Origin of the sequence: Streptomyces sp. NPDC005408 (assembly GCF_040606445.1) — a bacterium.
Classification (GTDB): Bacteria; Actinomycetota; Actinomycetes; order Streptomycetales; family Streptomycetaceae; genus Streptomyces.
The window spans coordinates 20091-46729 of record NZ_JBEXEX010000022.1; the positions used below are offsets into that span (position 1 = coordinate 20091).

The window sequence follows — 26639 nt, forward strand, 5'->3', positions numbered from 1 at the left end:
GCCAGGGCCCACGTTTATGCCCGGCCGCGCCATGAATGCCAGAACCCGCCGTTACGCCAGGCCCCGCCGCGCCACCGCCGGTGGCCGGTGGCCCGCAATCGTCGACACCATGTCCAGCACCTGACGCGTCTCCGCCACCTCGTGCACCCGGTAGACCTGCGCCCCCAGCCACGCCGACACCGCCGTCGTCGCCAGCGTCCCGATCACGCGCTCCTTCACCGGCTTGTCGAGCGTCTCGCCGACGAAGTCCTTGTTCGAGAGCGAGACCAGCACCGGCCACCCCGTCTCGACCAGCTCCCCGAGCCGCCGCGTCGCCTCCAGCGAATGCCGCGTGTTCTTCCCGAAGTCATGACCCGGGTCGATCATGATCCCGTCCCGGCGAACCCCCAGCTCCACCGCCTGCTCGGCCAGCGACAGCGTCACCCGCAGGATGTCCGCAACCACGTCGTCGTACGCGATCCGGTGCGGCCGCGTGCGGGGTTGTGTGCCGCCCGCGTGGGTGCACACCAGGCCGACGCCGTACCGCGCGGCGACCTCCGCCAGCTTCGGGTCGACACCGCCCCACGCGTCGTTGAGCAGGTCCGCGCCCGCCTCGCAGACCGCCTCGCCCACGTCGTGCCGCCAGGTGTCGACGCTGATCACCACGTCCGGGAACCGCTTGCGCACCTCGGCCACGAAGCCGACCGTCCGCCGCGCCTCCTCCTCGGCCGTGACCTCCTCGCCGGGACCGGCCTTCACGCCACCGATGTCGATGATGGCGGCGCCCTCCGACACCGCCTGCTCGACGCGGGCGAGGGCGGGCTCGTCGCGGAACGTCGCACCCTGGTCGTAGAAGGAGTCAGGCGTACGGTTCACGATCGCCATGATCACCGGCTCGTGCGCGTCGAATTCACGCTGTCCCAGCCGCAGCATCAGCTGTTTCCTCCTCAGGTCGTCCGCCTGCGACCCTAACTGTCGGACTCGCGTGGCACGATCAGCACCGGACAGTTTCCGCTCCGGGGAGAGGGTCGCTCGTGTTCTTGTTCTTGCTGATCGCGATGGTCGTGGTCGTCGCCGCGGTCACGCTCGCCGTGGTCGGCGGCGGCGACAGTGCGGCTCTGCCGGAGGTGGCGCCCGAGCAGCTCGTCGATCCGCTGCCGGTCTCCCGCCCCGTCGGCCGGGCCGACGTCGACGCACTGCGCCTGCCGGTCGCCCCCCGCGGCTACCGGATGGCCGACGTGGACGATGTGCTGGGCCGCCTCGCCGCTGAGCTCGCCGAGCGGGACGCGCGCATCGCCGAACTGGAGTCCGCGCTGGCCGGTGCGCAGGCCACCACGGTCGGCAGGCCCGACCTGTTCACCAAGCCCGGCGAGGAGCCCGAGCAGTGACCGGCGGCGTCGTACCCGGGCCCGACGGGAAGCTGCGCTGCCCCTGGGGCCTGTCCACGGACGACTACGTCACGTACCACGACGAGGAGTGGGGCCGCCCGGTCCACGGCGACGACGCGCTGTTCGAACGGCTCTGTCTGGAGGCGTTCCAGTCAGGCCTGTCCTGGATCACCATTCTGCGCCGCCGTGAGAGCTTCCGGACCGCCTTCGACGATTTCAAGATCGCATCCGTGGCCGAGTTCACCGACACCGACAGGGAACGACTCCTCGCCGACCCCGGGATCATCCGCAACCGCGCCAAGGTCGATGCGACCCTCGCCAACGCGCGTGTGCTCGCCGACTGGTCGGCCGGCGAGCTGGACACGCTGATCTGGTCGTACGCCCCGGATGGGGCGAAGCGGCCGGCTCCGCGCACGATCGCCGACGTGCCCGCGGTCACCGACGAGTCCACGGCGCTGGCGAAGGCACTCAAGAAGCGCGGTCTGCGCTTCATCGGACCGACCACCGCCTACGCCCTGATGCAGGCGTGCGGCCTCGTCGACGACCATCTGCGGGACTGCGTCGCCCGCGGTGCCGCCTCCTAGCGGCCTTCCAGTGGCCTCCTAGCGGCCGAGGTACTTCGGCTTCTCCTTGCCGATGAACGCCTGGACCGCGATCGTGTGGTCCTCCGATGCGCCCGCCCGCGTCTGGAGCTCGTCCTCCTTCTCGAGGGTCTCGCCGAGAGTGTGGCCGGCGCCGTAGGCCAGGGACTCCTTGAGCGCCGCGTACGCCACGGTCGGCCCCTCGGCGAGGGCGCGGGCCACGGCGGCGGCCTCTGCGGCCAGGTTGTCCGCGGGGACCAGCTTGTTCGCGATGCCCCACTCGTACGCCTCCTGCGCCGAGAACGAACGCGGGAAGAGCAGCAGGTCGGCGGCGCGGCTCTGGCCGATCAGCCGCGGCAGCGTCCAGGACACCCCGGAGTCCGCGGTCAACGCGACACCCGCGAAGGACGTCGTGAACTTGGCGGTGTCGGCGACGACCCGGTAGTCCGCGGCGAGGGCGAAGCCGAGGCCCGCGCCCGCGGCGACGCCGTTGACCCCGGCCACGACCGGCTTCGGCATCTCCGTCAGGGCCCGCACGATGGGGTTGTAGTGCTCCCGCACGGTGCTCATGGTGCTGCCGCTGCCCGACTCGCGGTCGGCCGCGAGGAACCCGATGTGCTCCTTGAGGTCCTGGCCCACGCAGAAGGCGCGCCCGGACGCGGTGAGCAGTACCGCCCGTACGGCGGGGTCTGCGGCGGCTGCCTGGGCCGCGTCCCGGAGGGCGACCTTGGCCTCGGTGTTCATCGCGTTCATGGCCTCGGGCCGGTTGATCGTGATCGTCGCGAGTCCGTCGCTCACCTCGTACAGCACGGAGTCGGCCATGGCAGGGTCCCCTTTGCGGCTCAAACGGCGGTGTTCAGGCGTCTTCGGCCCGTGTTCACGCCCAGCATGTCGGAGATCGACGGGCCCGAACATGTGACCTGCGTCAAACAATCTTGGGGTCAGGTCCGGTGCGCGGTGGCGAAGTATCGCAGGCGGATCGCCGAATTGAGTGGTTTTGAGAGAGCGCGTTGCGCAAGCGATGCCGACTGATGTTGGTCATCGGGTCCCGCCATGCGGGATAATGACCTGGAAGCAATGTGTTCGATGCCGGTGACACCTGGGTTGTCGGCTGCGATGAGCTGGTTTCAGGAAGGGGAACGAGCATGGCGGCCATGAAGCCGCGGACGGGCGACGGCCCGCTCGAGGTGACCAAGGAGGGGCGGGGCATCGTCATGCGCGTTCCCCTCGAAGGCGGCGGTCGGCTTGTCGTCGAGCTGACTCCGGACGAAGCCGATGCCCTCGGCGACGCCCTGAAGAAGGTCGTCGGCTGACGCGGAAACGCCCTCACTTTTCATTGCCCCGGCACTCACGTGCCGGGGCAATGTGATTCCACCCCTGGAAACTCAGCCCCGGCGGACCGCGCAGAGCAGGCCGTCGCCAACCGGGAGCAGTGACGACAGCAGCTCCTGGCTTTCGCGGACCGCTCGCAGCAGCTCCCGTACGCGCAGCACCTCTGCCGGCTGGGCCGCCGAATCCACCGTGCGGCCGTCCGAGAAAACGCCCTCGAAGCACACCAGACCGCCAGGTCGCAGCAGGCGCAACGATTCAGCGAGACAGTCCAGCGACTCCATCCGGTCGCCGTCGCAGAACACGAGGTCGTACCCGCCGTCCGCCAGCCGCGGAAGGACGTCCAGCGCCCGGCCGGGGATGAAGCGGGCCCGGTTCCCCGCGAAGCCCGCCGCACGGAACGCCTGCTTGGCGAACTGCTGACGGTCCGGCTCGGGGTCCACCGTGGTCAGTACGCCGTCGGGCCGCATGCCGTGCAGCAGATAGATCCCGGAGACACCCGTCCCCGTACCGATTTCGGCCACCGCTTTCGCGTCAGCCGTGGCAGCCAGCAGTCGCAGCGCGGCGCCCGTGCCTGGTGACACCGAGCGCAGCCCTGACTCCCGGGCCCGGTCACGGGCCCAGCGCAGCGCGTCGTCCTCGGCGACAAAGGCGTCGGCGAACGCCCAGCTCGTCTGCCGGTTGGCGGTAATGACCCTCTCCCGTCCCCGTAGTTGGCGCGACGCTGACTGTATCCGCTGCACCCGGGAACCCGCAGATGGGACCAGGCGTTATGAAGGACGGGGGAAGCACATGGATCAAGACCGGAAGCAGCACCCAAATTCGCGTAAAGATTCTTATCCGGAGCTAACGGGCGAGGTGGCTATGGTAGGGGCTCCGCTGGACACCACCAGAGCCGACAGGGGAGGTGCGGCTGCACCTGCGGATCGGAGAGGAGTGCTGAGGCGCTTCCTCAGGTCGTCGGGTGAGCCGAGATCCGTGACCTACATTGCTGACCAGTCCCGCACCAACGACTCCGCAGCAACCGCGACCTTCGCATCGGATGCGGAATCGCAGGCGTGGACGCCTCCCACCTGGGAGGAGATCGTCAGCACGCACAGCGGCCGGGTCTACCGCCTCGCTTACCGACTGACGGGCAACCAGCACGACGCGGAGGACCTCACCCAGGAGGTCTTCGTCCGGGTCTTCCGCTCGTTGTCGACGTACACTCCCGGCACCTTCGAGGGCTGGCTCCACCGGATCACCACGAACCTGTTCCTGGACATGGTCCGCCGCAAGCAGCGCATCCGCTTCGACGCGCTCGGCGACGACGCGGCCGAGCGGCTGCCCAGCCGTGAGCCGTCCCCGCAGCAGGTCTTCAACGACACCCACTTCGACGCCGATGTGCAGCAGGCGCTGGACACCCTCGCGCCGGAGTTCCGTGCGGCCGTGGTCCTCTGTGACATCGAGGGGCTCTCGTACGAGGAGATCGCCGCGACCCTCGGCGTCAAGCTCGGCACCGTCCGCAGCCGCATCCACCGCGGCCGGTCCCATCTGCGCAAGGCTCTGCAGCACCGTTCCCCGGAGGCCCGTGCGGAGCAGCGCATGCCGGCGGGTGCGCTCGGCCTGGCAGGGGAGGGCGGACCGGCGTGAGCGGCTCAAGTCCCACCCCTGCGGAGCAGCACCTGGGGGACCGGCTCGCCGCGCTTGTCGACGGCGAGCTGAAACACGACGTCCGGGACCGGGTGCTGGCCCATCTGGCGACCTGTCCCAAGTGCAAGGCCGAGGCCGATGCCCAGCGCCGCCTGAAGAACGTCTTCGCGCACACCGCGCCGCCGCCGCCTTCCGAGGGGCTGCTCGCGCGGCTCCAGGGGCTGCCCGCGGGACCCGGAGGTGACGACGACGGCCGGGGGGGTCCTTTCGACGGGGGGCGGATCGCCGACTCCGTTTTCGGAGCACTGAACCCCTCGTCGGGGCAGGCCCGCGACTCCCGCACCCAGACCTTCGGGTACGTCCCCACGGGCGCGCACGCGGCCGTGCTTCCCGGTGGATCCGGCGGCTTCCGGATCCATGACGTCGGGCGCTCGGAAGCGGAGCGCTCGCCCTGGCGCGGGCGCAGGTTCGCCTTCGCGGCCGCAAGCGCGGTCTCGTTCGCTGCGATCGCCCTCGGCGGGGCCATCCCGCTGGACGGCTCGGTCCAGGCGGGCCCCAGGGGCGAGGGCTCGGGGAACAACGTCACGCCGTTGCGCTCGCCCACCGGTTCGGGTTCCGGGGTGAGCGGCATCCGGAGTACGGACGCCGAGCGCCGCCGCAGCGGGGGCAACGGCCTTGGCCGATCGGACAACCGGCCGGTGATTGCCGGGGCGCCCAGCCTGCTGGCCCCTGCCGCGCCGCTCAACCACCCCTTCTCCGCACCGATGCTGACGGACACCTCGCTCTCCAGGCCGCCGCTGATACGGCCCGCGGGCTCCGCTTTCCAGCTCGCCACCGATCCCGGTCCCACCCCGACGGCCACACCCGTCCCCACACATCACGCTGCTCCGACGCAGTCTGCTCGGCCCCTGCCGCCCCAGCACTGACGGGGACCCTGCGCGCAGATTCGCAAACCTGGTTGAATCCTCTGAGGGGTGCCCCACGGGGGTGCGCAGTGGCCGGCAGTTTGCGGGGAGAGCATGGACGACGGGAAGCCCACCGGACCGAAGGCGAAGTGGTGGAGCCGGCCCAGCGCGGCACGTGCGACCCACTCGGAGGCGCAGATTCAGGAGCCGGTGCCGGCGCCTGAACCTGCGTTGGTGCCTGTGCCCGAGGAGGTAGCGGACACCGAGGTCACGGCGGAGCTTCCGCCCACTCCCGCGCAGGCCAGGGCGAAGCCGCAGCACCAGCCCGACGAGTACAGCACCCCGCCGTACGGCGAGCCGGGGCCGTGGGCGCCGGCACCGCACGTACAGCATCCGGTGCCGACGCCGGCGCAGGGCACTCCCGTACCGCCGCAGTACCCCGCGTCGAACGGCACGGCACCGGCAGGGGGCAGCGGCGGCGGATACGCCCCGCCGCCCGAACCTCAGCCGCATGCCCAGCCTCACGATCAGCTTCAGCCGCATGCCCAGCAGCACCCGCAGCCCCAGCCCCAGGTCCCGGCCCAGCCGGGCACCTCCCTCTGGCTGCAGTACGACCCATGGAGCACCCCCGGCCAGCCGCTGACCCACCCCGGTGAACCCGCCAAGAAGCAGCGACGACGCGGATCGCTGCTCGTCGGGGCCGTCCTGCTGGCGCTGGTCGCGGGCGGCATCGGCGGCGGCATCGGCGCGTACATCGAACGCAACGGCGGCATCACCGACCTCGAACTCCCACAGGCGCCCAAGGACAACGGCAACCGCGCACCCGACAGCGTCGCGGGCATCGCCGCCAGCGCGCTGCCGAGCGTCGTCACCCTCCATGTCAGCGGCAGCGGCGAACAGGGCACCGGCACCGGCTTCGTACTCGACCAGCAGGGCCACATCCTGACGAACAACCATGTCGTCGACCCGGCCGGTTCCTCCGGCGACATCTCCGTCACCTTCAGCGGCGGCGAGACCGCCAAGGCGACGCTCGTCGGCAAGGACAGCGGCTACGACCTCGCCGTGGTCAAGGTCTCCGGCGTCTCGAACCTCAAGCCCCTGCCCCTCGGCAACTCCGACAGCGTGCAGGTCGGCGACCCGGTCGTGGCCATCGGCGCGCCCTTCGACCTCCAGAACACCGTGACCTCCGGCATCATCAGCGCCAAGGAGCGCCCGATCACCGCGGGCGGCGAGAAGGGCGACGGCAGCGATGTCAGCTATGTCGACGCGCTCCAGACCGACGCCCCGATAAACCCCGGCAATTCGGGCGGCCCGCTGGTGGACACCAAGGCCCACGTCATCGGCATCAACAGCGCCATCCGCGCCGCCGACACCGGCTCGGGTCCCGAGGGTGGACAGGCCGGTTCCATCGGTCTCGGCTTCGCCATCCCGATCAACCAGGGCAAGCGCGTCGCCGAGGAGCTGATCAACACCGGCAAGGCGACCCATCCGGTGATCGGCGTCAGCCTCGACATGAAGTACACCGGCGACGGCGCCCGCGTCGGCGACAAGGGCAAGGACGGCACGCCGTCCGTCTCGCCCAAGGGCCCCGGCGCCAAGGCCGGTATCAAGCCGGGCGACATCATCACCAAGGTCGACGGCCAGCGCGTCCACAGCGGCGAGGAGCTGATAGTGAAGATCCGCTCCCACCGCCCCGGCGACCGGCTCAAGCTGACCCTGGTGCGCGGCGGCCGTGAACGGACGATGACCCTCACGCTCGGCTCCGCGTCCGGCACATGACGTACAGCGAAACGCCGAAGACACAGGGTCCGGCACGGGTCGCGGGAAGGTACCGCGCGGACAGTTCCGGCGGGTACCGTGGATCGGGCCCGGACCCCATCCGACCTGCGGGCCACAGAGAACACGAGGAGCAGCAGGGTGTTCAATGACATAGGCGCACTGGAGCTGGTGGCGCTCGTGGTGCTCGCCGTGCTCATCTTCGGCCCCGACAAGCTGCCGAAGGTCATCCAGGACGTCACCCGCTTCATCCGGAAGATCCGCGAGTTCTCCGAGAGCGCGAAGCAGGACATTCGCAGCGAACTGGGGCCGGAGTTCAAGGATTTCGAGTTCGAGGACCTCAACCCGAAGGCGTTCATCCGCAAGCAGCTGAACGAGAACGAGGACCTGAAGGATCTCAAGGACCTCCGCAGCAGCTTCGACCTCAAGAAGGAGATCAACGAGGTCGCCGATGCGGTGAACAGCAAGGAATCCGACACATCGGTTCCTGCCGCCGTCAATGGCTCGCCCGGCACCCCCGACCTGCTCAAGAAGCGCGAAAAGCTCGATCAGGACGAGCGACCGCCCTTCGACGCAGACGCCACCTGAGTACCGTCAATCCCTGCGAGCCGGGACAGGGTGGCTATTCTCCATCTGTCCGGCAGTGAGGACGCCCGAGGGGGGCGGGTCCGCTCCGGGCCTCGGACACAGAGGAGGCGGCCGGGTAGATGGAGACGACAAGTCGGCTGGCGGCGCAAGGCACGGTCAGCGATTCCCCTGCCCCCGGCGGGCAGCGCCCGCTCGCGGAGGCACCGGCGGGGACGCCGCCCCGGCGCGCGGTCGACGAGTACCTGCGTGCGTCCTTCCCCTGGTACGGCCTCGACGAGGCCTTCACGGGCCCGCGCCGGCTGATGCAGGTCGGCACCGCGGCGGACGGCACGGTGCAGCACGGCGCGACGGGCCACGGCGACGAGCCGTCGATACGGTCGGAGGCCGGCGGCACGGAGAGGGAGCGTTTCGCGGCGGTCATCACCGTGGCGGCGAGCCCGGTACGCCGCAGCGGTGACGGCACGGGCGTCCTGGACGCCACCACGGCCTCCTCGGCGGCCTGGCTGGCCGGCTCGGGGCTCCTGGCCCACACCTGGCCCGGCCAGTTGGACCACTCGCTGCGCGACGACTGGCTGGACCAGCAGACCGAGACCGCGTTCGAGCTGGCCGACGATCTGCACGGAGAGGCCTGGTCGATGCTCTCGCTGCCGGTGGACGGTGAGCCGACCTCCTTCCACTACCGCGAGTCGGAGTTCGGCTGGGTTCTGGCCGGGTCGACGCGGACGGGTGTGCACATCGGTGCGTACGGGCGGGGGATGAGCGCGTACGGGCTGGGCTTCGCGGTGGTCCAGGACCTGGGCGCGTACGCGTAGGCAGCATGACGAAGGGCACCGCTCGTCGAGCGGTGCCCTTCACGCATGTGCGGACCGTGCAGGCCGGTCGTCGGTTGTGCCCGATCGTTCCGCCCCGCGGAACGATTGCCCACAACCCAGGTCAGAACTTGTTGCGCGGCGTGATGCCCAGCGACATGCCGGACAGTCCGCGCGCGCGGCCGCCCAGCTTGCCCGCGATCGCCCGCAGCGCCGCGCCCGCGGGCGAATCCGGGTCGGTCAGGACGACCGGCTTGCCCTCGTCGCCGCCCTCGCGCAGCCGGACGTCGATCGGGATTGAGCCCAGCACCGGCACATTCGCGCCCGTCGTCTTCGTCAGCCCCTCGGCGACCCGCTGGCCGCCACCCGAGCCGAAGACGTCGACCATCTCGTCGCAGTGCGGGCAGGGCATGCCCGACATGTTCTCGACGACGCCCACGATCTTCTGGTGGGTCTGCACGGCGATCGAACCGGCCCGCTCGGCCACCTCCGCGGCAGCCTGCTGCGGGGTGGTGACCACCAGGATCTCGGCGTTCGGCACCAGCTGCGCCACGGAGATCGCGATGTCGCCGGTGCCCGGCGGCAGGTCGAGCAGCAGCACGTCCAGGTCGCCCCAGTACACATCCGCGAGGAACTGCTGAAGCGCGCGGTGAAGCATTGGGCCGCGCCACACCACCGGGGCGTTGCCCGGGGTGAACATCCCGATCGAGATGACCTTCACGCCGTTCGCCGACGGCGGCATGATCATGTTCTCGACCTGGGTGGGACGGCCGTCCGCACCCAGCATGCGCGGCACGCTGTGGCCGTAGATGTCCGCGTCCACGACGCCGACCTTCAGCCCGTCGGCCGCCATCGACGCCGCCAGGTTCACGGTCACGGAGGACTTGCCGACGCCGCCCTTGCCCGAGGCCACCGCGTACACCCTGGTCAGCGAGCCCGGCTGGGCAAACGGCACCTCGCGCTCCGCCGTCCCGCCGCGCAGCGAGGCCGCCAGCTCGCGCCGCTGCTCGTCGCCCATCACGTCCAGCGAGACGTCGACGCGCGTGACGCCTTCGACCCGCGCGACCGCGTCGGTTACATTCTTGGTGATCGTCTCGCGCATCGGGCAGCCGGAGACGGTGAGATACACCGTGACGGCGACCGCCCCGTCCGCCCCGATCTCGACCGATTTGACCATGCCGAGGTCGGTGATCGGTCGGTTGATCTCTGGGTCGTTCACCGTCGCCAGTGCTTCAAGCACCGCGTCTTCCGTAGCCATACGGACGATGGTACGGCGCCGACCGCCACCCCCGGTAAGCCCTGTCAGCGGTCGCCTTCGTCACTCCCGTCCGTGCGCTCGGACGGGAATAGACGCCGCTCGTCCATCTCCTTCATCAAGTCCTGGAATTCGGTGCGGATCCAGTCCCGGGTGGCGACCTCGCCGAGTCCCATCCGCAGCGCGGCGATCTCCCGGGTCAGATACTCGGTGTCCGCGATGGAGCGCTCGTTCTGCTTGCGGTCCTGCTCGTAGGTGACCCTGTCGCGGTCGTCCTGGCGGTTCTGCGCCAGCAGGATCAGCGGGGCCGCGTACGACGCCTGCAGCGACAGCATCAGCGTCAGGAAGATGAACGGGTACTCGTCGAAGCGGAGATCACTGGGAGCGGAGACGTTCCACACGACCCACACGACGACGATCACCGTCATCCAGGCGATGAACCGCCCGGTTCCCAGGAAGCGGGCAGTCTTCTCCGAGAACCGGCCGAGGGCCTCGGGGTCGTAGTCCGGCAGCAGCCTGCGCCGTGGCGCGCGCGGCACATCGAGCCGGACCCTGCGGCGCACGGCACTCGCCCCGGCCGGCATGCGCTCCTTCGGCTCGCCGCGCTCGCTCAGCCCGTACTCGCTGCCGCTACCCATGGGCGGACTCCTCGCGGGCGGATTCCTCGCGGGCGGACTCCTCGAAATCCGTCTCCCGCCAGTCCTCCGGCAGCAGATGGTCGAGTACGTCGTCGACGGTCACCGCCCCCAGCAGCGATCCGCTCTCGTCGACGACGGGCGCCGCCACCATGTTGTACGCCGCGAGATAGCTGGTCACCGCGGGGAGCGGGGTGTCCGGCGCGAGCGGCGGCAGATCGCTGTCCACGATCGAGCTGACCAGCGTGAACGGCGGGTCCCGCAGGAGCCGCTGGAAGTGCACCGTGCCCAGGTACTTGCCCGTCGGCGTCTCGTCCGGCGGCCTGCACACGTACACCTGCGCGGCGAGCGCGGGGGAGAGGTCCTGCTGCCGTACGCGGGCGAGCGCGTCCGCGACCGTCGCGTCCGGGCGCAGCACGATCGGCTCGGTGGTCATCAGACCGCCCGCCGTCCGCTCCTCGTACGACAGCAGCCGCCGCACATCGGCGGCGTCGTCCGGCCGCATCAGCGTGAGCAGCCGCTCCTTGTCCTCCTCGGGGAGCTCCGAGAGCAGGTCGGCCGCATCGTCCGGGTCCATCGCCTCCAGGACGTCCGCCGCGCGCTCCTCCTTGAGCTTGCCGAGGATCTCCACCTGGTCGTCGTCGGGCAGCTCCTCCAGTACATCCGCGAGCCGGTCGTCGTCGAGGGCGGCCGCGACCTCGGCACGCCGCTTCGGCGAGAGATGGTGCAGCACATTGGCGAGGTCGGCAGGGCGCAGCTGCTCGAAGGTCGCCAGGAGACTCTCCGCACCCTGCCCGTGCTCCTCCAGCGAGAAGCCGGTCACGGTCGACCACTCGACGGTCAGCGTCTCGCCCTTGCGGCGCAGCGCCCCGGGCTTTCCCTTGCGCACGAAGACCTTGTCGATCTCCCAGTCGCGGCGGGCGGGCAGCTGCTGGATCGAGACGTCGAGGACGGTGGCCTCCTCGTCGGTCTCCACGAGCCGTACGCGCCGGTCCAGCAGCTCGCCCAGCACCAGCCGTTCGGTGGGGCGCTGCTCGAAGCGGCGCATGTTCAGTACGCCGGTGGTGATGACCTGGCCCGACTCCACGCCCGTGACCCGGGTCATCGGGAGGAAGATCCGGCGGCGGCTGAGCACCTCGACGACCATGCCGAGCAGCCGCGGCGGCCGGCGTCCGACGCGCAGCATCGCGACCAGGTCGCGCACGCGTCCCACCTGGTCTCCGTGGGGGTCGAAGACAGGCACACCGGCGAGGTGGGAGACAAAGATCCGGGGGGCGCCTGCCGCCATGCTCCCCGCCTCCTCTTTGCCCGTGAATGCCGCTGTTTGAGGGCTTCAGGCTAGCCCGTACCGTTCCGGGATGCCCTGGCTGGGCGTCCGGACGGGACCCTTCCGATCGATGTCCTCAGCACGGGTACGCTGCGATCTGCCACCACGACACGCAGATGAGAGGCAGTGGTTGTGACTCCCCTCCCTCCGGTTTCCCGGGGCCGCCGGGCCGCGCTCTCCATGGCGCTGTGCGCCGGGCTGATCGCGGTACTCACGGCGTGCAGCGAGGATCCGGACGCGGGGACCAACGGAGTCGGCAAGCTCTCCGCGGACGAGATCGAGACCAAGGCGCGCGCCACGGCGGACGCGGCGGCTTCGGTTCGGCTCTCCGGGACGCTGGTCAGCAAGGGCGGTACGTACAAGCTCAACATGCGCCTCAAGCACGACGGCGGCACCGGCTCGGTCACCTCGAAGGACAACACCTTCGAACTGCTGCGGATCGGGGACGCGCTCTATCTGAAGGCCGACGCGGGCTTCTGGAGCCACGCGGACGGCAAGGGCGACGGGAAGCCGAGCAAGAGCGACGCGGAGGTGGCGGGCAAGCTCAACGACAAGTACGTGAAGGTTCCCTCCGGGGACCCGGCGTACAAGCAGTTCCGCGGCTTCACGGACATGGATGTGCTGCTGGAGGGCCTGCTCGGCATGCAGGGCGAACTCAGCAAGGGCGACCGTACGCAGGTGGGCGGCGTCCGCACGATCAAGGTCATGGCGGGCGAGGGCGCGGGCGGCACGCTCGACGTCTCGCTGGAGGGCAAGCCGTATCCGCTCCAGTTCGCGCGCGCGGGCGGGGCGGGTGTGCTGACGCTGGGGGACTGGGACAAGGACTTCGCGCTGGCCGCGCCGTCGAAGGACGAGACGGTGGACTACGGCCAGAAGTTGCCGAAGACCAGAGACTAGGGCCTGTCGTTCGGATCTTGCCGGGCTCGCGTGCCCTGGCGCGCGCTCCCCCGTAGCCCTTCGGGCACGGGAGGTGCCCCCACGCCGCGTTGTCGTCAGTCGCCGACGCTCCGCGTCGGCTCCTTCCTCCGCCTTGCGATCGCACGCACCGCAGTGACATCAGCCGCTCCGCGGCGGGCCGCTTCCTGATCCGGCCTGATCCAAACGACAGGCCCTAGCTGCGCTTCTGCTTGCGCTTCAGGAGCAGGCGCGGCAGGCCCGCAGGCGCCGGCCGGCGGGTGGTCGCCGTCGTCGGCAGTGGCGCCGCCGCCCCCGAATCGTCGGGGAAGTCCGTCGTCGACGCCGCCCCCGGCTCAAGGCGCAGCACCCGGCACTCACGCGCCCAGCGCTCCGTCATCTGCTCCGCGTCCGGCGCGTTCAGGCGCTTGCCCTTCAGTTCGGCGACAGCCGACTCCCAGGCCTCGGAGTGCGGCTCCAGCTCGCTCACCGTCGCCGTCCAGACGATCAGGCGGCCGCCCTTGTCCTTGCTGCGGACCGTGACCTCGGCCGTCGCGCCGTCCGCCAACTGCGGCAGGGGCTGCTCGCCGGGACCGTCGCCCACGACATGCGCGGCACCGTCGTGCCAGACGTGCCACAGGGCCCGCGCGGGACCCCCGCCGCGCACCCAGACGAGGCCGGACTTCTTCGTGGCCTCCTCGATGAGCGCCGGGCCGAGCAGTTGTTCAGTCATGCGGGCAGCCTATCTACAGCCAGCCGTTGCGCTTCAGGGTGCGGTGGATCGCGAGGCAGAGCCCGATGATGCCGGTGAGCACCAGGGGATAGCCGTACTTCCAGTGCAGCTCCGGCATGTGGTCGAAGTTCATGCCGTAGACCCCGCAGACCGCCGTCGGCACGGCGATGATCGCCGCCCAGGAGGTGATCTTGCGCATGTCCTCGTTCTGCGCGACCGTCGCCTGCGCGAGGTTGGCCTGGAGGATGGAGTTCAGCAGCTCGTCGAAGCCGATGACCTCTTCCTGCACCCGGGCGAGGTGGTCGGCGACATCGCGGAAGTACTTCTGGATGTCCGGGTCGATCAGCCGCATCGGCCGCTCGCTCAGCAGCTGCATCGGCCGCAGCAGCGGTGACACGGCTCGCTTGAATTCCAGGACCTCACGCTTGAGCTGGTAGATCCGCCCGGCGTCGCTGCCGCGTGGGCTGCCCTTCGCCGGCGCCGAGAAGACATCGATCTCGACCTCGTCGATGTCGTCCTGCACCGCCGCGGCCACCGCGATGTACCCGTCCACCACATGGTCGGCGATGGAGTGCAGCACCGAGGACGGCCCTTTGGCGAGCAGCTCGGTGTCCTCCTCGAGCCGGTGCCGGAGCGCCCGCAGCGAGCCCTTGCCGCCGTGGCGCACCGTGATGACGAAGTCCCGGCCGGTGAAGCACATCACCTCACCGGTCTCGACGACCTCGCTCGTCGCCGTGAGCTCGGCGTGCTCGACGTAGTGGATCGTCTTGAAGACGGTGAACAGCGTGTCGTCGTACCGCTCCAGCTTGGGCCGCTGGTGGGCGTGGACCGCGTCCTCGACGGCCAGCGGGTGCAGCCCGAACTCCGCCGCGATACCCGCGAATTCAGCTTCCGTCGGCTCGTGCAGCCCGATCCATGCGAAGCCGCCGCCCTCGCGCACCCGCAGCATCGCCTCGTGCGGCGTCTGGCAGACGTCGGTGTCCAGCCGCTTGCCGTCGCGGTAGACCGCGCAGTCGACGACGGCACTGGAGGCGGAGGGGTCGCGGGTGGTGTCGTACGTGCTGTACGGGGTGCTGCTCTTGCGCAGGGACGGGCGCACTGCTGCACGCAGGTCACGGATCATCGACATGGCTGGCTCCTTCACGGAGAGGCCGTCGGCGGGTGGCGTGGCACAGCCCGGAATGAGGACGTGATGCATACGTCCGCAAAGCGGGCGGCACCGCGGGATTCGCGGTGACGGCGTTCGCTACAGACAGGCAAAAACGAAGTGCTCTTCCGTCGTGCGAAATGCCGCGGGCCCCGTGCGGGAAGGCCTCAGATCACCAAGGAGAGGTGTCGTGCGGAAGAGCGGTTGGTACTGCACGGTCGACTTCGATCCACCGCAGACCCCACCTCCTCCGGCCGGTCCCCCGTGGGGGATGACGTGTCGTCGGGACTGAAAGAACGCTCCTGCGTGCCGTCCCGACCAGCGGCCAAGACTATCAGCCGACAGAGGGCCAATCCCTTGTTTTGCCCGTTCCATACGCGCTTTATGCTCGCGACATGGAAGATGTTCTTGCTCTGGTCGAGGCCCGGCTGCGTACGGCACTGGGCGAGCCGGACGCGCGCGCCGCGGTGACCTTCCTCGGTACGGACCGCATCGAGGTACTGCGTTTCATGGACGGGGACATCGTCCGCTACGCCACGCTCGGCATGTCCGCGAATCCGATGACGGACCCCGCCGAGGCCCTCGCCGACCCGGTGAAGGGGCCGCGCGCGGAGCTGGTCCTGTCCGTACGGGCCGGGCTCGCCGATACCGACAAGGTGCTGCGGCCTCTCGCCGTACTGGCCGCGTCCCCGCAGGTCGAGGGCGTGGTGGTGGCTCCCGGCGCCTCGCTGGACGTCGGTGGTCCGCTCTGGCCTTCCGCACCGTTCAGCTCGGTGCTCGTCGCAGAACCGGGCGGTCTGGTCGAGGATCTGGAACTGGACGATCCGATGGACCCGGTGCGCTTTCTGCCGCTGCTGCCGATGACGTCGAACGAGGCGGCCTGGAAGCGGGTGCACGGCGCACAGGAGCTCCAGGAGCGCTGGCTGACGCACGGTACGGACCTGCGCGATCCGCTGCGCAGGTCCGTAACTCTCGAGTGATTTCTCACTAGTTGGCGAAGACGGTCACACTGTCCTCGGTCGCGTGCAGCGGCCGGTGCTCCTCCGCCTCGTGGCTCAGCGAGGCCCGCCGCGCCCAGACGATGCCCGCGCCGGTCACCGCTGCGACCGCCGCGACCACGAACGGGATGTGGATGTCGGTCCACTCCTCGATCTTCGGCGCGAAGTAGGGCGCCGCGGCCGCCGCGAACCAGCGCACGAAGTTGTAACCGGCGCTGGCCACCGGCCGGGGCGCGTCCGAGACGCCCAGCGCGAGCTCGGTGTAGACGGTGTTGTTCAGGCCGATGAAGGCGCCGGAGACGATCGTCCCTACGACGGCCACCGTGTGATTGCCGTATCCGAGCACCAGCAGGTCGACCGCGAGCAGCACCAGCGATCCGCCGAGCACCTTGAGCGACCCGAAGCGTGCCTGCAGCCGGGGCGCGACCAGAACCGAGAAGACCGCGAGTAGCACACCCCAGGCGAAGAAGACCGCGCCCGACGTGTACGGGGTCATGTTCAGCACGAACGGCGTGAAGGCCAGAACCGTGAAGAACGCGTAGTTGTAGAAGAACGCCGACGCGGCGGCGGAGGCGAGTCCGCCGTGCCCGAGCGCCTTCACCGGGTCGAGCAGCGAGGTCTTGCGCGCGGGCTTCGGCTGCTCCTTGAGGAGGGCCGTGATGCACAGGAAGCCGATCGCCATCAGTGCGGCCGTGCCGAAGAACGGATAGCGCCAGCTGGCGTCGCCGAGCAGGGCACCGAGCAGCGGCCCGCAGGCCATGCCGAGGCCGAGAGCCGACTCGTACAGCAGGATCGCCGCTGCGCTGCCGCCGGCCGCGGCGCCGACGATGACGGCGAGTGAGGTCGAGACGAAGAGCGCGTTGCCCAGACCCCAGCCGGCCCGGAAGCCGACCAGCTCGCCGACCGATCCCGAGGTGCCGGACAGTGCGGCGAAGACGATGACGAGTGCGAGACCGGCCAGCAGCGTCTTGCGGCCGCCGATGCGGCTGGAGACGTAGCCGGTGACCAGCATGGCCACGGCGGTGATCAGGAAGTACGAGGTGAAGAGCAGCGAGACCTGGCTGGGCGTCGCGTCCAGGCCCTTGGCGATGGACGGCAGGATCGGGTCCACCAGGCCGATCCCCATGAAGGCGACGACGGACGCGCCTGCCGTGGCCCAGACGGCCTTCGGCTGACGCAGGATGCTCGTGGCTCCTTCTTCGAACGGATCCTCTCCGCGCATGAAACGGCTCCTCTGCTTCTCCGCTGGACTGATCGAATCGTTGCGATATACATACAATAAATTAGGCACCCTAATGAATGCAAGTTACATCTAGTTTCGGCTGGTGGGAGCACACGCCGGACGGGTGATCGTCCTTGACGCGACGACGGCCGGGGAGGACCGTGGGGCGCTATGAGGGGCGAACCCAGTTGCCCGAAGTGCGGTGGCCGGGTCAGGGCGCCCGGTCTCTTTGCCGACTCCTGGCAGTGCGATGTGCACGGGGCTGTGCACCCGCTGCAGCCGGTGATCCCGCCCAGCGTCGAGGCTCTCGGCGTGGTCGTGAACCGTGCGAAAGTCCCCGTCTGGATGCCCTGGCCGCTGCCCGTCGGCTGGCTCTTCACCGGTGTCGCCTACGCGGGCGACGACCGCAGCGGCGGCCGCGCGACCGCGGTGGCCTGCTCGGGCCCCGGCCCGCTCGGCGGCATAGGTGAACTGCTCCTGATCGCCGAGGAACTGGGCGTCGGCCTCGGGGCGCGCCATGCGGGGATGGACGGCCCCGACCCCGGCCCGCACATCTGCGTCGACAAGCCTCCGCAGACCAAGGTCCTCGCCGCCGGCCGCCCCACCCCGCTGTGGCATGTCGCCGATTCGCCCGACGACCGGGCGGTGTTCGCGGGCGAGGCCCGCGGGCTCTGGCTGTGGGCGATCGTCTGGCCCGAGCAGTCCGGGCTGCTGATGTACGACGAGCTGGTGCTGACGGATCTGCGTGAGGCCGGCGCCGAGGTGGAACTGCTGCCCTGCGGGGCGCTGTCACCGCGTCTGCTGTCGTGAACCGGGGCTGTTCGAATCCCCGATACACTTGACCGTCCCCCTGTCCGTCTGCCGTCCCTGGAGTCACGCGTCGTGCGCATCGATCTGCACACCCACTCCACGGCATCGGACGGCACGGACACCCCGGCCGAGCTGGTGCGCAATGCCGCCGCTGCCGGACTGGACGTCGTGGCGCTCACCGACCACGACACCACCCGCGGCCATGCCGAGGCGATGGCTGCGCTCCCCGAGGGCATCACCCTGGTCACCGGCGCCGAACTCTCCTGCCGTATCGACGGGGTGAGCCTGCATCTGCTGGCGTATCTCTTCGACGCGGACGAGCCGGATCTGCTGCGTGAGCGTGAGCTCGTACGGGACGACCGGGTACCGCGTGCCCAGGCGATGGTGGCCAAGCTCCAGGAGCTGGGTGTGCCCGTCGAGTGGTCGCACGTCGCCCGTATCGCCGGAGACGGCTCGGTCGGCCGCCCGCACATCGCGTCCGCGCTCGTCGAACTCGGCGTCGTACCCACCGTCTCCGACGCGTTCACCACCGAGTGGATCGCCGACGGAGGCCGTGCGCACATCACCAAGCACGAGCTCGACCCCTTCACGGCGGTCCGGCTGGTCAAGGCCGCCGGAGGCGTCACTGTCTTCGCGCACCCGCTCGCCGTGAAGCGCGGCCGTACCGTGCCGGAGAGCGCGATAGCGGAACTCGCCGCGGCGGGTCTCGACGGCATCGAGATCGATCACGTCGACCACGACGAGGCGACGCGGGACCGGCTGCGCGGACTCGCCGCCGACCTCGGCCTGCTGGGCACCGGATCCAGCGACTACCACGGCAGCCGCAAGACGTGCCGGCTCGGGGAGTTCACCACCGACCCGGAGATCTACGGCGAGATCACGCGCCGCGCGACGGGCGCGTTCCCGGTGCCGGGCACGGGCGGACGCCCCGCCTAAGGCCTGTCCGGCCCATCGTGCCGGGCTCGATCGACCTGACATTCCCTCACCTCGCCCCCTGTTCGACCCCTCTTCCCGCTAGGCCCTCACTGTGTTCGACGCTGCCATTTTCGGCTCTCTCTTCCTGACCCTCTTTGTCATCATGGATCCCCCTGGGATCACTCCGATCTTCCTCGCGCTGACCTCCGGCCGGCCCGCCAAGGTGCAGCGCCGGATGGCCTGGCAGGCCGTGGCCGTCGCCTTCGGCGTGATCACCGTCTTCGGCATTCTCGGCCAGCAGATCCTGGACTATCTGCATGTCACTGTGCCCGCCCTGATGATCGCGGGCGGTCTGCTCCTGTTGCTCATCGCGCTCGACCTGCTGACCGGCAAGACGGACGAGCCGCAGCAGACGAAGGACGTCAATGTCGCGCTCGTACCGCTGGGCATGCCATTGCTTGCCGGTCCCGGTGCGATCGTCTCGGTGATTCTGGCCGTGCAGCACGCGGACGGCGTCACGCAGCAGGTGTCCGTGTGGGCGGCGATCGTGGCGATGCATGTGGTGCTCTGGCTGACCATGCGCTACTCGCTGCTGATCATCCGGCTGATCAAGGACGGCGGCGTGGTGCTGGTGACCCGGCTCGCGGGCATGATGCTCTCCGCCATCGCCGTGCAGCAGATCATCAACGGCGTGACCCAGGTGATCCGGGGCTCCTGAGCAGGTGACCGCATGCACAACGCCCCCGTACGGTGATCCGTACGGGGGCGCTCTGCGTCACATCACAACATCTTCAAGCGTTACGAGGCCGTGGATTCGGCCGGTCGGATATAGATGCGCTGGCCGATCGAAGCGGCCTGCTGCACGATCCGGTTGACGGAGGCGGCGTCTACGACGGTGGTGTCAACGGCGGCGCCGTCGACGTCGTCGAGTCGCATGATCTCGAAGCGCATGGCTTCTCCCTTCGTCTGATCCTCCTGCTGGAGAACTGATGGCAAACGGATGTCCGTCTGGGTTCTATAGCCGTTCAACGGTATGCACCCTGCAAACATTCCCTACGCTAAGGAAATTTTTTGGATGCCTAACTACTGGCAGGTAGTGGCGCGGCCACGGAGAATGAGCCTCGTATGAACGATGCAGAGATCAACGAGGTCGGCGCCCGCCTGGAGCGCACCAACGAGCTGCTCCATCGCATGCTCGCCGAGGTCGCCAAGACCCCTTCGACGCATGCCATCTTCGTCGACGCCGGTTACGTCTATGCTGCGGCCGGGTTGCTTGTGGCGGGCACCGAGGACCGGCGTTCCTTCGACCTGGACGCCGAGGGGCTGATCGAGGCCTTCATCGACAAGGCCCGCACGATCTTCGCGGACAGCAGGCTGCTGCGGGTGTACTGGTACGACGGCGCCCGGCGCCGTATCCACACTCCTGAGCAGCAGTCCATCGCCGAGTTGCCGGACGTCAAGGTGCGCCTGGGCAATCTCAACGCGAACAACCAGCAGAAGGGCGTCGACTCACTCATCCGTACGGACCTGGAGTCGCTCGCCCGGCACCGCGCGATCAGCGACGCGGCGCTCGTGGGCGGCGACGAGGACCTGGTCTCGGCTGTCGAGGCGGCGCAGGGGTACGGGGCGCGGGTCCATCTGTGGGGCATAGAGGCGGGTGACGGACGCAATCAGGCCGAGCCGCTGCTGTGGGAGGTCGACAGCCAGCGGACATTCGACCTGGACTTCTGCCGTCCGTACATCACGCGCCGCCCTGTCACGACCTACGAGAACGAGGGCGCGCCGCCACCGTCGCGCGACGAGGTGCGCTTCGTAGGTGCGCAGATCGCGGCGACATGGCTGGTGGAGCGGGGGCGGGACGCGATGGCGGAACTGCTGCCCGGGCATCCGTACTTGCCGGGACCGGTGGACCAGGACCTGCTGATCGAGGCGGAGCGGGTGCTGCAGCGGTCACTGCGGGGGCACGCGGTGCTGAGGCGGGCGCTGAGGGACGGGTTCTGGCAGCACCTGCAGGCTCAGTACTGATCCCAGAACGCGGCGATGGCGGCCGCGGTCTCGGCGGGGCGGTCGGTGTTGGGTGAGTGCTCGGCCCCGGCGATGACCGTCCGGTGGGCGTCCAGACGCTGTGCCATCGCGTCCAGGAGCGGGACCGGCCAGGTGTCGTCGCGCTCACCGGACAGCACATGCTTGGGCAGCGGCTGTACGGCGGCGAGTGCGTCGACCCGGTCGGGCTCCACGGTCAGGGCGCGGCCGGTGGCGATCAGCTGGGCCGGGTTGTGGCGCAGCCAGCGTTGGCGCAGGTCCTCGCCGTTCGTGGGGTCTGTGTCCGTGTCCTCGGGCGGGTCGAGCGCCTTCATCGCCTGCCAGACCTCGTCCATGCCCATCACCGCGAGCGCGTCGCTGAGCATCTTCACCTTCTGCTGCTGGGAGGGGGAGATCTGCGCGGGCCCGGAGGACATGAGGGTCAGGGTGCGGAAAGGGGCGGGGGCGACGAGGACGGCGGCGCGGGCGATCTGGCCGCCGAGCGAGTGCCCGAGGAGGTGGACCGGGCCTGGGATCTCCGCGGCCTGGGCGAGGATGTCGAGGGCCAACTCGTTCTGGGCATAGGCCTGTTGGTCGTCGGGGCCCTCGGTCTCGTACTGCCCGCGCCCGTCGACGGCGACGGTGCGGTAACCGGCATCGGCGAGGGGTTCGAGCAGCGCGATGAAGTCCTCCTTGCTCCCGGTGAACCCGGGAAGGAGGAGGGCGGTGCCCTTGAGGGGCTGACGGGGGCGGCTGGGCTGCGCATCGAGCACGGCGAAGGTGCCGCGCGCGGTGACGAGGTCGCGGGGGAGGGCGCAGGCGGGCGGGGTGAAGGTGGGCGGCCGACTCATGCGACGAGGCTAACGGGCCGCTACGTGCTGGGACATTGGGGCTCCGCCGCGCGGGCGCTGCGCGGGAGCTTGACCGCTCCGGTCCCGAGGAGAGACACCGATGGCCCGGCCCCCGCAGAGGGGGGCCGGGCCATCCGGTTCGTGCGTCAGCTCTCGGGCTGGGTGGCCTTCGGCGTGCGCGTGCGGCGGCGGGGCTTCGCAGCCGCCTCAGGAGCCTCAGCCGTCGCGACGGCCTCGACCGGCTTCGCGGCGCGGGTGCGGCGGCGGGGCTTGGTCTCCGCCTCCGGCTCGGTCGCGGGTGCGATCTGGAAGTCGACCTCGGCCTCGGCCGGCTTGGCGGCACGCGTCCGGCGGCGCGGCTTGGTCTCCGCCTCGACCTCGGTCGCCACAGCCTCGACGGTGTCTACGGCCTTGACGGCGCGGGTGCGGCGGCGGGGCTTGGTCTCCACCTCCGGCTCGGTCGCGGGTGCGATCTGGAAGTCGACCTCGGCCTCGGCCGGCTTGGCGGCGCGGGTGCGGCGGCGCGGCTTGGTCTCCGCCACAACCTCGCTCTCGACCACCGTGTCGACCGACTCGACCGTGTCCACGACCGTCGTCGCCGCTCCCACCCGGGTGCGACGGCGGCGGCGCGGGGTGCGGGGCTCCGCAGGAGCGTCCGTGGCCTCGGGCGTCGACTCGGTCGTCGGCTCCCCGGTCTCCGCGGTCGATCCGGCACGCGTACGGCGACGCTGGCGCGGGGTGCGCGGCGCGCGCTCCTCCCGCGTCGGGGACGCCGGAGCGGACTTGCGGCCGCGGCCGCCCGTCTCGCCCAGGTCCTCGAGCTCCTCCGCCGCCAGACCGGCGCGGGTGCGCTCGGCGCGGGGCAGAACGCCCTTCGTACCCGCCGGGATGCTCAGCTCCTCGAACAGGTGCGGAGACGTGGAGTACGTCTCGACCGGGTCGCTGAAGCCGAGGTCCAGCGCCTTGTTGATCAGCTGCCAGCGCGGGATGTCGTCCCAGTCGACCAGCGTGATCGCGATGCCCTTGGCGCCCGCCCGGCCGGTGCGGCCGATGCGGTGGAGGTAGGTCTTCTCGTCCTCGGGGGACTGGTAGTTGATGACGTGCGTCACGCCCTCGACGTCGATGCCGCGAGCCGCGACGTCGGTGCAGACGAGGACGTCCACCTTGCCGTTGCGGAAGGCACGGAGCGCCTGCTCGCGTGCGCCCTGGCCGAGGTCGCCGTGGACCGCGCCGGAGGCGAAGCCGCGGCGCTGCAGCTGCTCGGCGATGTCGGCCGCCGTGCGCTTGGTGCGGCAGAAGATCATCGCGAGCCCGCGGCCGTCGGCCTGCAGGATGCGGGAGACCAGCTCCGGCTTGTCCATGGAGTGCGCGCGGTACACGTACTGCGCGGTGTTCGCGACGGTCGCGCCCTCGTCGTCCGGCGCGGTCGCGCGGATGTGCGTGGGCTGCGACATGTAGCGGCGGGCGAGGCCGATGACCGCACCCGGCATGGTCGCCGAGAACAGCATCGTCTGACGCTTCGCCGGAAGCATGTTGATGATCTTCTCGACGTCGGGCAGGAAGCCCAGGTCGAGCATCTCGTCGGCCTCGTCGAGGACGAGCGCGCGTACGTGCGAGAGGTCCAGCTTCTTCTGGCCTGCCAGGTCGAGCAGCCGGCCCGGGGTGCCGACGATCACGTCGACGCCCTTCCTCAGCGCCTCGACCTGCGGCTCGTACGCACGGCCGCCGTAGATGGCGAGCACGCGGACGTTACGGACCTTGCCGGCGGTCAGCAGGTCATTGGTGACCTGCTGGCACAGCTCGCGGGTGGGGACGACCACGAGCGCCTGCGGGGCGTCGGTCAGCTGCTCGGGCTTTGCCCGGCCCGCCTCGACGTCCGCGGGGACGGTGACACGCTCCAGCAGCGGCAGACCGAAACCGAGGGTCTTGCCCGTGCCGGTCTTGGCCTGGCCGATGACATCGGTGCCGGAGAGCGCGACGGGGAGCGTCATCTCCTGGATGGGGAACGGGGACAGAATGCCGACGGCCTCAAGGGCCTCGGCGGTCTCGGGAAGGATCCCAAGATCCCGGAAAGTCGTAGTCAGGGTGCTGCCTCTTCTGTGAGACGCGGCACGAGGCGAACGATGGGGGTCGTACCGCACCTGGGTACTGGGCCGGCCGTGGGTTGGCCGGATGGCGCGGGACCACTGCCGTCGCTCGAGCGTCATGCCGCTGAGGGGGCCCCTCATCTGCGGTCGTACGCAACTGTGCGCACAGTCCGCGCGGAGGGCGGTCGGTTCGGAGCCGATCGTGCCACCGACCGGGCATCCTCAAGGGGACTCTGGGGAACAAATCCCCCAGTCATACACTGCGATCGCCCGCCGAGTAGCTAAAACGCTCGACAGGCGCAATACCACTGTACCCCGGAATCGCGCATGTGTGTTGGGTGAATTCGTCGGAACCGGGCTACGGGTGTGGCTGACCAGGCCCTTCCGCCCTGCTGCGAGCGGGCTATTGTGCGCTTCATGGAGACGCCTGACAACGCCACTGAACCCACCGGAATCGCCGCCCAGGACTGGGCCACGGCGTCCGCCGACCCCCAGTACCGCGCAGCCGTCGTGGATCTGCTGGGCGCGCTCGCGTACGGCGAGCTGGCGGCCTTCGAGCGGCTCGCCGAGGACGCCAAGCTCGCACCGACGCTCGGCGACAAGGCGGAGCTGGCGAAGATGGCCTCCGCGGAGTTCCACCACTTCGAGCAGCTGCGCGACCGGCTCACCGCCATCGACGCCGAGCCGACCGCCGCGATGGAGCCCTTCGCCCAGGCCCTGGACGACTTCCACCGCCAGACCGCGCCGTCCGACTGGCTCGAGGGCCTGGTCAAGGCGTACGTCGGCGACTCGATCGCCAGTGACTTCTACCGCGAGGTCGCGGCCCGCCTCGACACCGACACCCGCGCGCTGGTGCTCGCCGTGCTCGACGACACGGGCCACGGCAACTTCGCGGTCGAGAAGGTGCGCGCCGCCATCGAGGCCGAACCGCGCGTCGGCGGACGGCTCGCGCTGTGGGCGCGCAGGCTGATGGGCGAGGCGCTCTCGCAGGCGCAGCGTGTGGTGGCGGACCGCGACGCGCTCTCCACGATGCTCGTGGGCGGTGTGGCGGGCGGCTTCGACCTCGCGGAGGTGGGCCGGATGTTCTCGCGGATCACCGAGGCGCACACCAAGCGCATGGCGGCCCTGGGCCTCGCGGCCTAGCTTCGGGCCGGCCCTAGGTCCTGACCTAGGGCGGCTCCGGCGGCTCCGGCGGTTCCGGCGGCTGAGTCGGCTCCGGAGCTTTCGGCGGCTTCCGCGGCTTCGCGGAAGCCGCTTCATGCGGCCTCAGAAAGGGAACGCCCGGCGCAGTCGCTGCGTTGACGGCCGGATCAGCAGCGAGAGCAGTACGGCTCCGATCGCCACCGCGCCCACCAGCACCGCCAGGGTGTGTCCGGGACCGAGCGCCTCGTGCGTCACATACGCGCCGAACAGGGCCCCGATCGGGCCTGTGGTGAGCACCACGCGGCGCGACGGCAGACGGTCCGGCAGCTGACGGGCAGCGGCCCAGGCGAGGGTGAGTCCGAGCAGGACTGAACCGAGCGCTTCCAGCAGCACTGCTGATCACCTCACGGATGCCGGTGCGGGCAAATCGGTCGTAGCCCGTACTACCCGGCCGCCGCGGAATACAACCCTCCCTGAGCAGCGGAAGAGGGCCCGGCGGGGAATTCCCGCCGGGCCCTCTTCCGTACTGCTTCAGTGACTTCGCGGCGCCCTAGAGCGCGCCGAAGCCCACGCGCCGCACCGCCGGCTCGCCGATCTCGACGTACGCGATGCGGTCGGCCGGCACCAGGACCTTGCGGCCCTTGTCGTCCGTGAGGCTGAGCAGCTGCGCCTTGCCGGCCAGAGCGTCGGCCACCGCGCGCTCGACCTCCTCGGCGGACTGCCCGCTCTCCAGAACGATCTCCCGGGGCGCGTGCTGCACGCCGATCTTGACCTCCACGGCTATGTCCCTCCGAACGGTCAGTGCGTTGCGCGTTCAGCCGCGCCGTACGCAGCACACCCTAGCCCGGCCCGGGGACACGGCAGGTGTCCCCGGTGAACGCCAGGAGCGAACACCGAAGGGTCAGCCTCCGTGCTGGTCGGTGCCGTGCAGCGGGAAGCCCGCGATGCCCCGCCACGCCAGGGAGGTCAGCAGTTGTACGGCCGTGTCGCGCGGAATGTCGGAATCGCTGGAGAGCCAGTACCTGGCCACCACCTGGGAGACGCCGCCGAGGCCCACGGCCAGCAGCATGGACTCCTCCTTGGACAGCCCCGTGTCCTCGGCGATCACGTCGGAGATCGCCTCGGCGCACTGGAGCGAGACCCGGTCCACGCGCTCGCGCACGGCGGGCTCGTTCGTCAGGTCGGACTCGAAGACCAGCCGGAAGGCACCGCCCTCGTCCTCGACGTAGGCGAAATAGGCGTCCATCGTGGCGGCGACGCGCAGCTTGTTGTCGGTCGTCGACGCGAGCGCCGTACGGACGGCGAGCAGCAGCGACTCGCAGTGCTGGTCGAGCAGCGCGAGATAGAGCTCGAGCTTGCCCGGGAAGTGCTGGTAGAGCACGGGCTTGCTGACACCCGCGCGTTCGGCGATGTCGTCCATGGCTGCCGAGTGGTAACCCTGCGCCACGAATACCTCCTGGGCGGCGCCCAGAAGCTGGTTCCTGCGGGCTCGGCGTGGCAGGCGTGTGCCCCGCGGGCGCGCCGCCTCTGTCTGCTCGATGGCTGTCACGCCGCCTCCCAAAATCGTTCCGTGCGCGCTGTGCGCAGCGCCGCCATCGTACTTTTGGGTAACC

30 protein-coding genes are annotated in these 26639 nt (G+C 70.1%); 15 read left to right on the forward strand and 15 right to left on the reverse strand.

Annotation, left to right across the window (positions count from 1 at the left end):
- Positions 1-51: 51 nt before the first annotated feature.
- Entirely contained in the window at positions 52-912 is an 861-nt protein-coding gene (gene folP, locus ABZS64_RS21295; RefSeq protein ID WP_355831708.1) for a dihydropteroate synthase, read from the reverse strand.
- A gap of 101 nt (positions 913-1013) precedes the next feature.
- Between folP and ABZS64_RS21300 the strand changes: the two genes are divergently transcribed.
- Positions 1014-1367: a DivIVA domain-containing protein gene (locus ABZS64_RS21300; protein WP_355831711.1), complete on the forward strand. Its 354-nt coding sequence runs from the start codon at positions 1014-1016 to the stop codon at positions 1365-1367.
- Positions 1364-1951 (forward strand): DNA-3-methyladenine glycosylase I, encoded by a 588-nt coding sequence (locus tag ABZS64_RS21305; protein WP_355831713.1) that lies wholly within the window; start codon positions 1364-1366, stop codon positions 1949-1951. The genes ABZS64_RS21300 and ABZS64_RS21305 overlap by 4 nt, the downstream gene beginning before the upstream one ends.
- An 18-nt stretch (positions 1952-1969) precedes the next feature.
- On the opposite strand, the gene ABZS64_RS21310 is transcribed toward ABZS64_RS21305, so the two are convergent.
- On the reverse strand, positions 1970-2770 hold the full coding sequence (locus ABZS64_RS21310; protein WP_355831716.1) for an enoyl-CoA hydratase-related protein: 801 nt from the start codon (positions 2768-2770) through the stop codon (positions 1970-1972).
- Positions 2771-3093: 323 nt separating this feature from the next.
- Between ABZS64_RS21310 and ABZS64_RS21315 the strand changes: the two genes are divergently transcribed.
- The gene (locus tag ABZS64_RS21315; protein ID WP_003966491.1) at positions 3094-3261 is read left to right on the forward strand and encodes a DUF3117 domain-containing protein; all 168 of its coding nucleotides are present in this window, start codon (positions 3094-3096) and stop codon (positions 3259-3261) included.
- Positions 3262-3333: 72 nt separating this feature from the next.
- Here the strand turns inward: ABZS64_RS21315 and ABZS64_RS21320 are convergent, their stop codons facing one another.
- A complete protein-coding gene (locus tag ABZS64_RS21320) occupies positions 3334-4011 on the reverse strand; it encodes an O-methyltransferase (RefSeq protein WP_355831938.1) in 678 nt (225 codons plus the stop codon).
- Between the two features lie 130 nt (positions 4012-4141).
- On the opposite strand from ABZS64_RS21320, the gene sigE reads away from it, so the two are divergent.
- The 5 genes from sigE to ABZS64_RS21345 all read left to right on the forward strand — a co-directional run bounded on the left by sigE (position 4142) and on the right by ABZS64_RS21345 (position 8990).
- Positions 4142-4909, forward strand: coding sequence for an RNA polymerase sigma factor SigE (gene sigE / locus ABZS64_RS21325; RefSeq protein ID WP_355831719.1), 768 nt, complete (start codon positions 4142-4144; stop codon positions 4907-4909).
- Complete coding sequence (locus ABZS64_RS21330; protein WP_355831722.1) at positions 4906-5835, forward strand: zf-HC2 domain-containing protein; 930 nt, start codon at positions 4906-4908, stop codon at positions 5833-5835. The genes sigE and ABZS64_RS21330 overlap by 4 nt, the downstream gene beginning before the upstream one ends.
- A gap of 93 nt (positions 5836-5928) precedes the next feature.
- Positions 5929-7593 carry a trypsin-like peptidase domain-containing protein gene (locus ABZS64_RS21335; protein ID WP_355831725.1) on the forward strand — a complete coding sequence of 555 codons (1665 nt, stop codon included), beginning with the start codon at positions 5929-5931 and terminating at the stop codon, positions 7591-7593.
- A 138-nt stretch (positions 7594-7731) separates the two neighbouring features.
- Complete coding sequence (locus ABZS64_RS21340) at positions 7732-8178, forward strand: sec-independent translocase (protein ID WP_355831728.1); 447 nt, start codon at positions 7732-7734, stop codon at positions 8176-8178.
- Positions 8179-8297: 119 nt separating this feature from the next.
- Entirely contained in the window at positions 8298-8990 is a 693-nt protein-coding gene (locus tag ABZS64_RS21345) for a hypothetical protein (RefSeq protein ID WP_355831730.1), read from the forward strand.
- Between the two features lie 121 nt (positions 8991-9111).
- Here ABZS64_RS21345 and ABZS64_RS21350 read toward each other — a convergent pair whose 3' ends face one another.
- From ABZS64_RS21350 to ABZS64_RS21360, 3 genes are read right to left on the reverse strand one after another with little or no spacing between them, the layout of a single operon-like run.
- Positions 9112-10245 (reverse strand): Mrp/NBP35 family ATP-binding protein, encoded by a 1134-nt coding sequence (locus ABZS64_RS21350; RefSeq protein WP_355831732.1) that lies wholly within the window; start codon positions 10243-10245, stop codon positions 9112-9114.
- Between the two features lie 44 nt (positions 10246-10289).
- Positions 10290-10826 carry a DUF1003 domain-containing protein gene (locus ABZS64_RS21355; protein ID WP_355831941.1) on the reverse strand — a complete coding sequence of 179 codons (537 nt, stop codon included), beginning with the start codon at positions 10824-10826 and terminating at the stop codon, positions 10290-10292.
- Positions 10827-10872: 46 nt separating this feature from the next.
- Positions 10873-12165, reverse strand: coding sequence for a CBS domain-containing protein (locus tag ABZS64_RS21360; protein ID WP_355831735.1), 1293 nt, complete (start codon positions 12163-12165; stop codon positions 10873-10875).
- Positions 12166-12336: 171 nt separating this feature from the next.
- On the opposite strand from ABZS64_RS21360, the gene ABZS64_RS21365 reads away from it, so the two are divergent.
- A complete protein-coding gene (locus tag ABZS64_RS21365; RefSeq protein ID WP_355831737.1) occupies positions 12337-13101 on the forward strand; it encodes a hypothetical protein in 765 nt (254 codons plus the stop codon).
- A 214-nt stretch (positions 13102-13315) separates the two neighbouring features.
- On the opposite strand, the gene ABZS64_RS21370 is transcribed toward ABZS64_RS21365, so the two are convergent.
- Both ABZS64_RS21370 and ABZS64_RS21375 read right to left on the reverse strand, forming a co-directional pair.
- A complete protein-coding gene (locus ABZS64_RS21370; RefSeq protein ID WP_355831740.1) occupies positions 13316-13831 on the reverse strand; it encodes a hypothetical protein in 516 nt (171 codons plus the stop codon).
- 13 nt (positions 13832-13844) lie between these two features.
- Positions 13845-14960, reverse strand: coding sequence for a magnesium and cobalt transport protein CorA (locus ABZS64_RS21375; RefSeq protein ID WP_355831742.1), 1116 nt, complete (start codon positions 14958-14960; stop codon positions 13845-13847).
- Between the two features lie 413 nt (positions 14961-15373).
- Between ABZS64_RS21375 and ABZS64_RS21380 the strand changes: the two genes are divergently transcribed.
- Complete coding sequence (locus ABZS64_RS21380; protein ID WP_355831745.1) at positions 15374-15958, forward strand: suppressor of fused domain protein; 585 nt, start codon at positions 15374-15376, stop codon at positions 15956-15958.
- Positions 15959-15965: 7 nt separating this feature from the next.
- On the opposite strand, the gene ABZS64_RS21385 is transcribed toward ABZS64_RS21380, so the two are convergent.
- Positions 15966-17198 carry an MFS transporter gene (locus ABZS64_RS21385; RefSeq protein ID WP_355831747.1) on the reverse strand — a complete coding sequence of 411 codons (1233 nt, stop codon included), beginning with the start codon at positions 17196-17198 and terminating at the stop codon, positions 15966-15968.
- Positions 17199-17369: 171 nt separating this feature from the next.
- Between ABZS64_RS21385 and ABZS64_RS21390 the strand changes: the two genes are divergently transcribed.
- The 3 genes from ABZS64_RS21390 (at position 17370) to ABZS64_RS21400 (ending at position 19641) form a co-directional block, all read left to right on the forward strand.
- Entirely contained in the window at positions 17370-18008 is a 639-nt protein-coding gene (locus ABZS64_RS21390) for a DUF6758 family protein (RefSeq protein WP_355831750.1), read from the forward strand.
- A 72-nt stretch (positions 18009-18080) separates the two neighbouring features.
- Entirely contained in the window at positions 18081-18944 is an 864-nt protein-coding gene (locus ABZS64_RS21395) for a PHP domain-containing protein (RefSeq protein WP_355831753.1), read from the forward strand.
- A 91-nt stretch (positions 18945-19035) separates the two neighbouring features.
- Positions 19036-19641: a MarC family protein gene (locus ABZS64_RS21400; protein ID WP_355831756.1), complete on the forward strand. Its 606-nt coding sequence runs from the start codon at positions 19036-19038 to the stop codon at positions 19639-19641.
- An 80-nt stretch (positions 19642-19721) separates the two neighbouring features.
- Here the strand turns inward: ABZS64_RS21400 and ABZS64_RS21405 are convergent, their stop codons facing one another.
- Entirely contained in the window at positions 19722-19874 is a 153-nt protein-coding gene (locus tag ABZS64_RS21405) for a hypothetical protein (protein ID WP_355831759.1), read from the reverse strand.
- A gap of 174 nt (positions 19875-20048) precedes the next feature.
- On the opposite strand from ABZS64_RS21405, the gene ABZS64_RS21410 reads away from it, so the two are divergent.
- The gene (locus ABZS64_RS21410; RefSeq protein ID WP_355831761.1) at positions 20049-20948 is read left to right on the forward strand and encodes an NYN domain-containing protein; all 900 of its coding nucleotides are present in this window, start codon (positions 20049-20051) and stop codon (positions 20946-20948) included.
- Here the strand turns inward: ABZS64_RS21410 and ABZS64_RS21415 are convergent.
- Together ABZS64_RS21415 and ABZS64_RS21420 are read right to left on the reverse strand one after the other, a co-directional pair.
- Entirely contained in the window at positions 20939-21796 is an 858-nt protein-coding gene (locus ABZS64_RS21415; protein ID WP_355831765.1) for an alpha/beta hydrolase, read from the reverse strand. The two genes, ABZS64_RS21410 and ABZS64_RS21415, sit on opposite strands and share 10 nt — an antisense overlap.
- Positions 21797-21942: 146 nt before the next feature.
- Positions 21943-23787 carry a DEAD/DEAH box helicase gene (locus tag ABZS64_RS21420; protein WP_355831768.1) on the reverse strand — a complete coding sequence of 615 codons (1845 nt, stop codon included), beginning with the start codon at positions 23785-23787 and terminating at the stop codon, positions 21943-21945.
- Between the two features lie 513 nt (positions 23788-24300).
- Between ABZS64_RS21420 and ABZS64_RS21425 the strand changes: the two genes are divergently transcribed.
- Positions 24301-25026, forward strand: coding sequence for a ferritin-like fold-containing protein (locus tag ABZS64_RS21425; RefSeq protein ID WP_142213844.1), 726 nt, complete (start codon positions 24301-24303; stop codon positions 25024-25026).
- Positions 25027-25149: 123 nt separating this feature from the next.
- Here ABZS64_RS21425 and ABZS64_RS21430 read toward each other — a convergent pair whose 3' ends face one another.
- The 3 genes from ABZS64_RS21430 to ABZS64_RS21440 form a co-directional block, all read right to left on the reverse strand.
- Positions 25150-25419 (reverse strand): hypothetical protein, encoded by a 270-nt coding sequence (locus tag ABZS64_RS21430; protein WP_355831770.1) that lies wholly within the window; start codon positions 25417-25419, stop codon positions 25150-25152.
- Positions 25420-25576: 157 nt separating this feature from the next.
- Positions 25577-25804, reverse strand: coding sequence for a DUF3107 domain-containing protein (locus ABZS64_RS21435; RefSeq protein ID WP_355831773.1), 228 nt, complete (start codon positions 25802-25804; stop codon positions 25577-25579).
- A 123-nt stretch (positions 25805-25927) separates the two neighbouring features.
- Complete coding sequence (locus tag ABZS64_RS21440; protein WP_355831776.1) at positions 25928-26575, reverse strand: TetR/AcrR family transcriptional regulator; 648 nt, start codon at positions 26573-26575, stop codon at positions 25928-25930.
- Between the last annotated feature and the right edge of the window lie 64 nt (positions 26576-26639).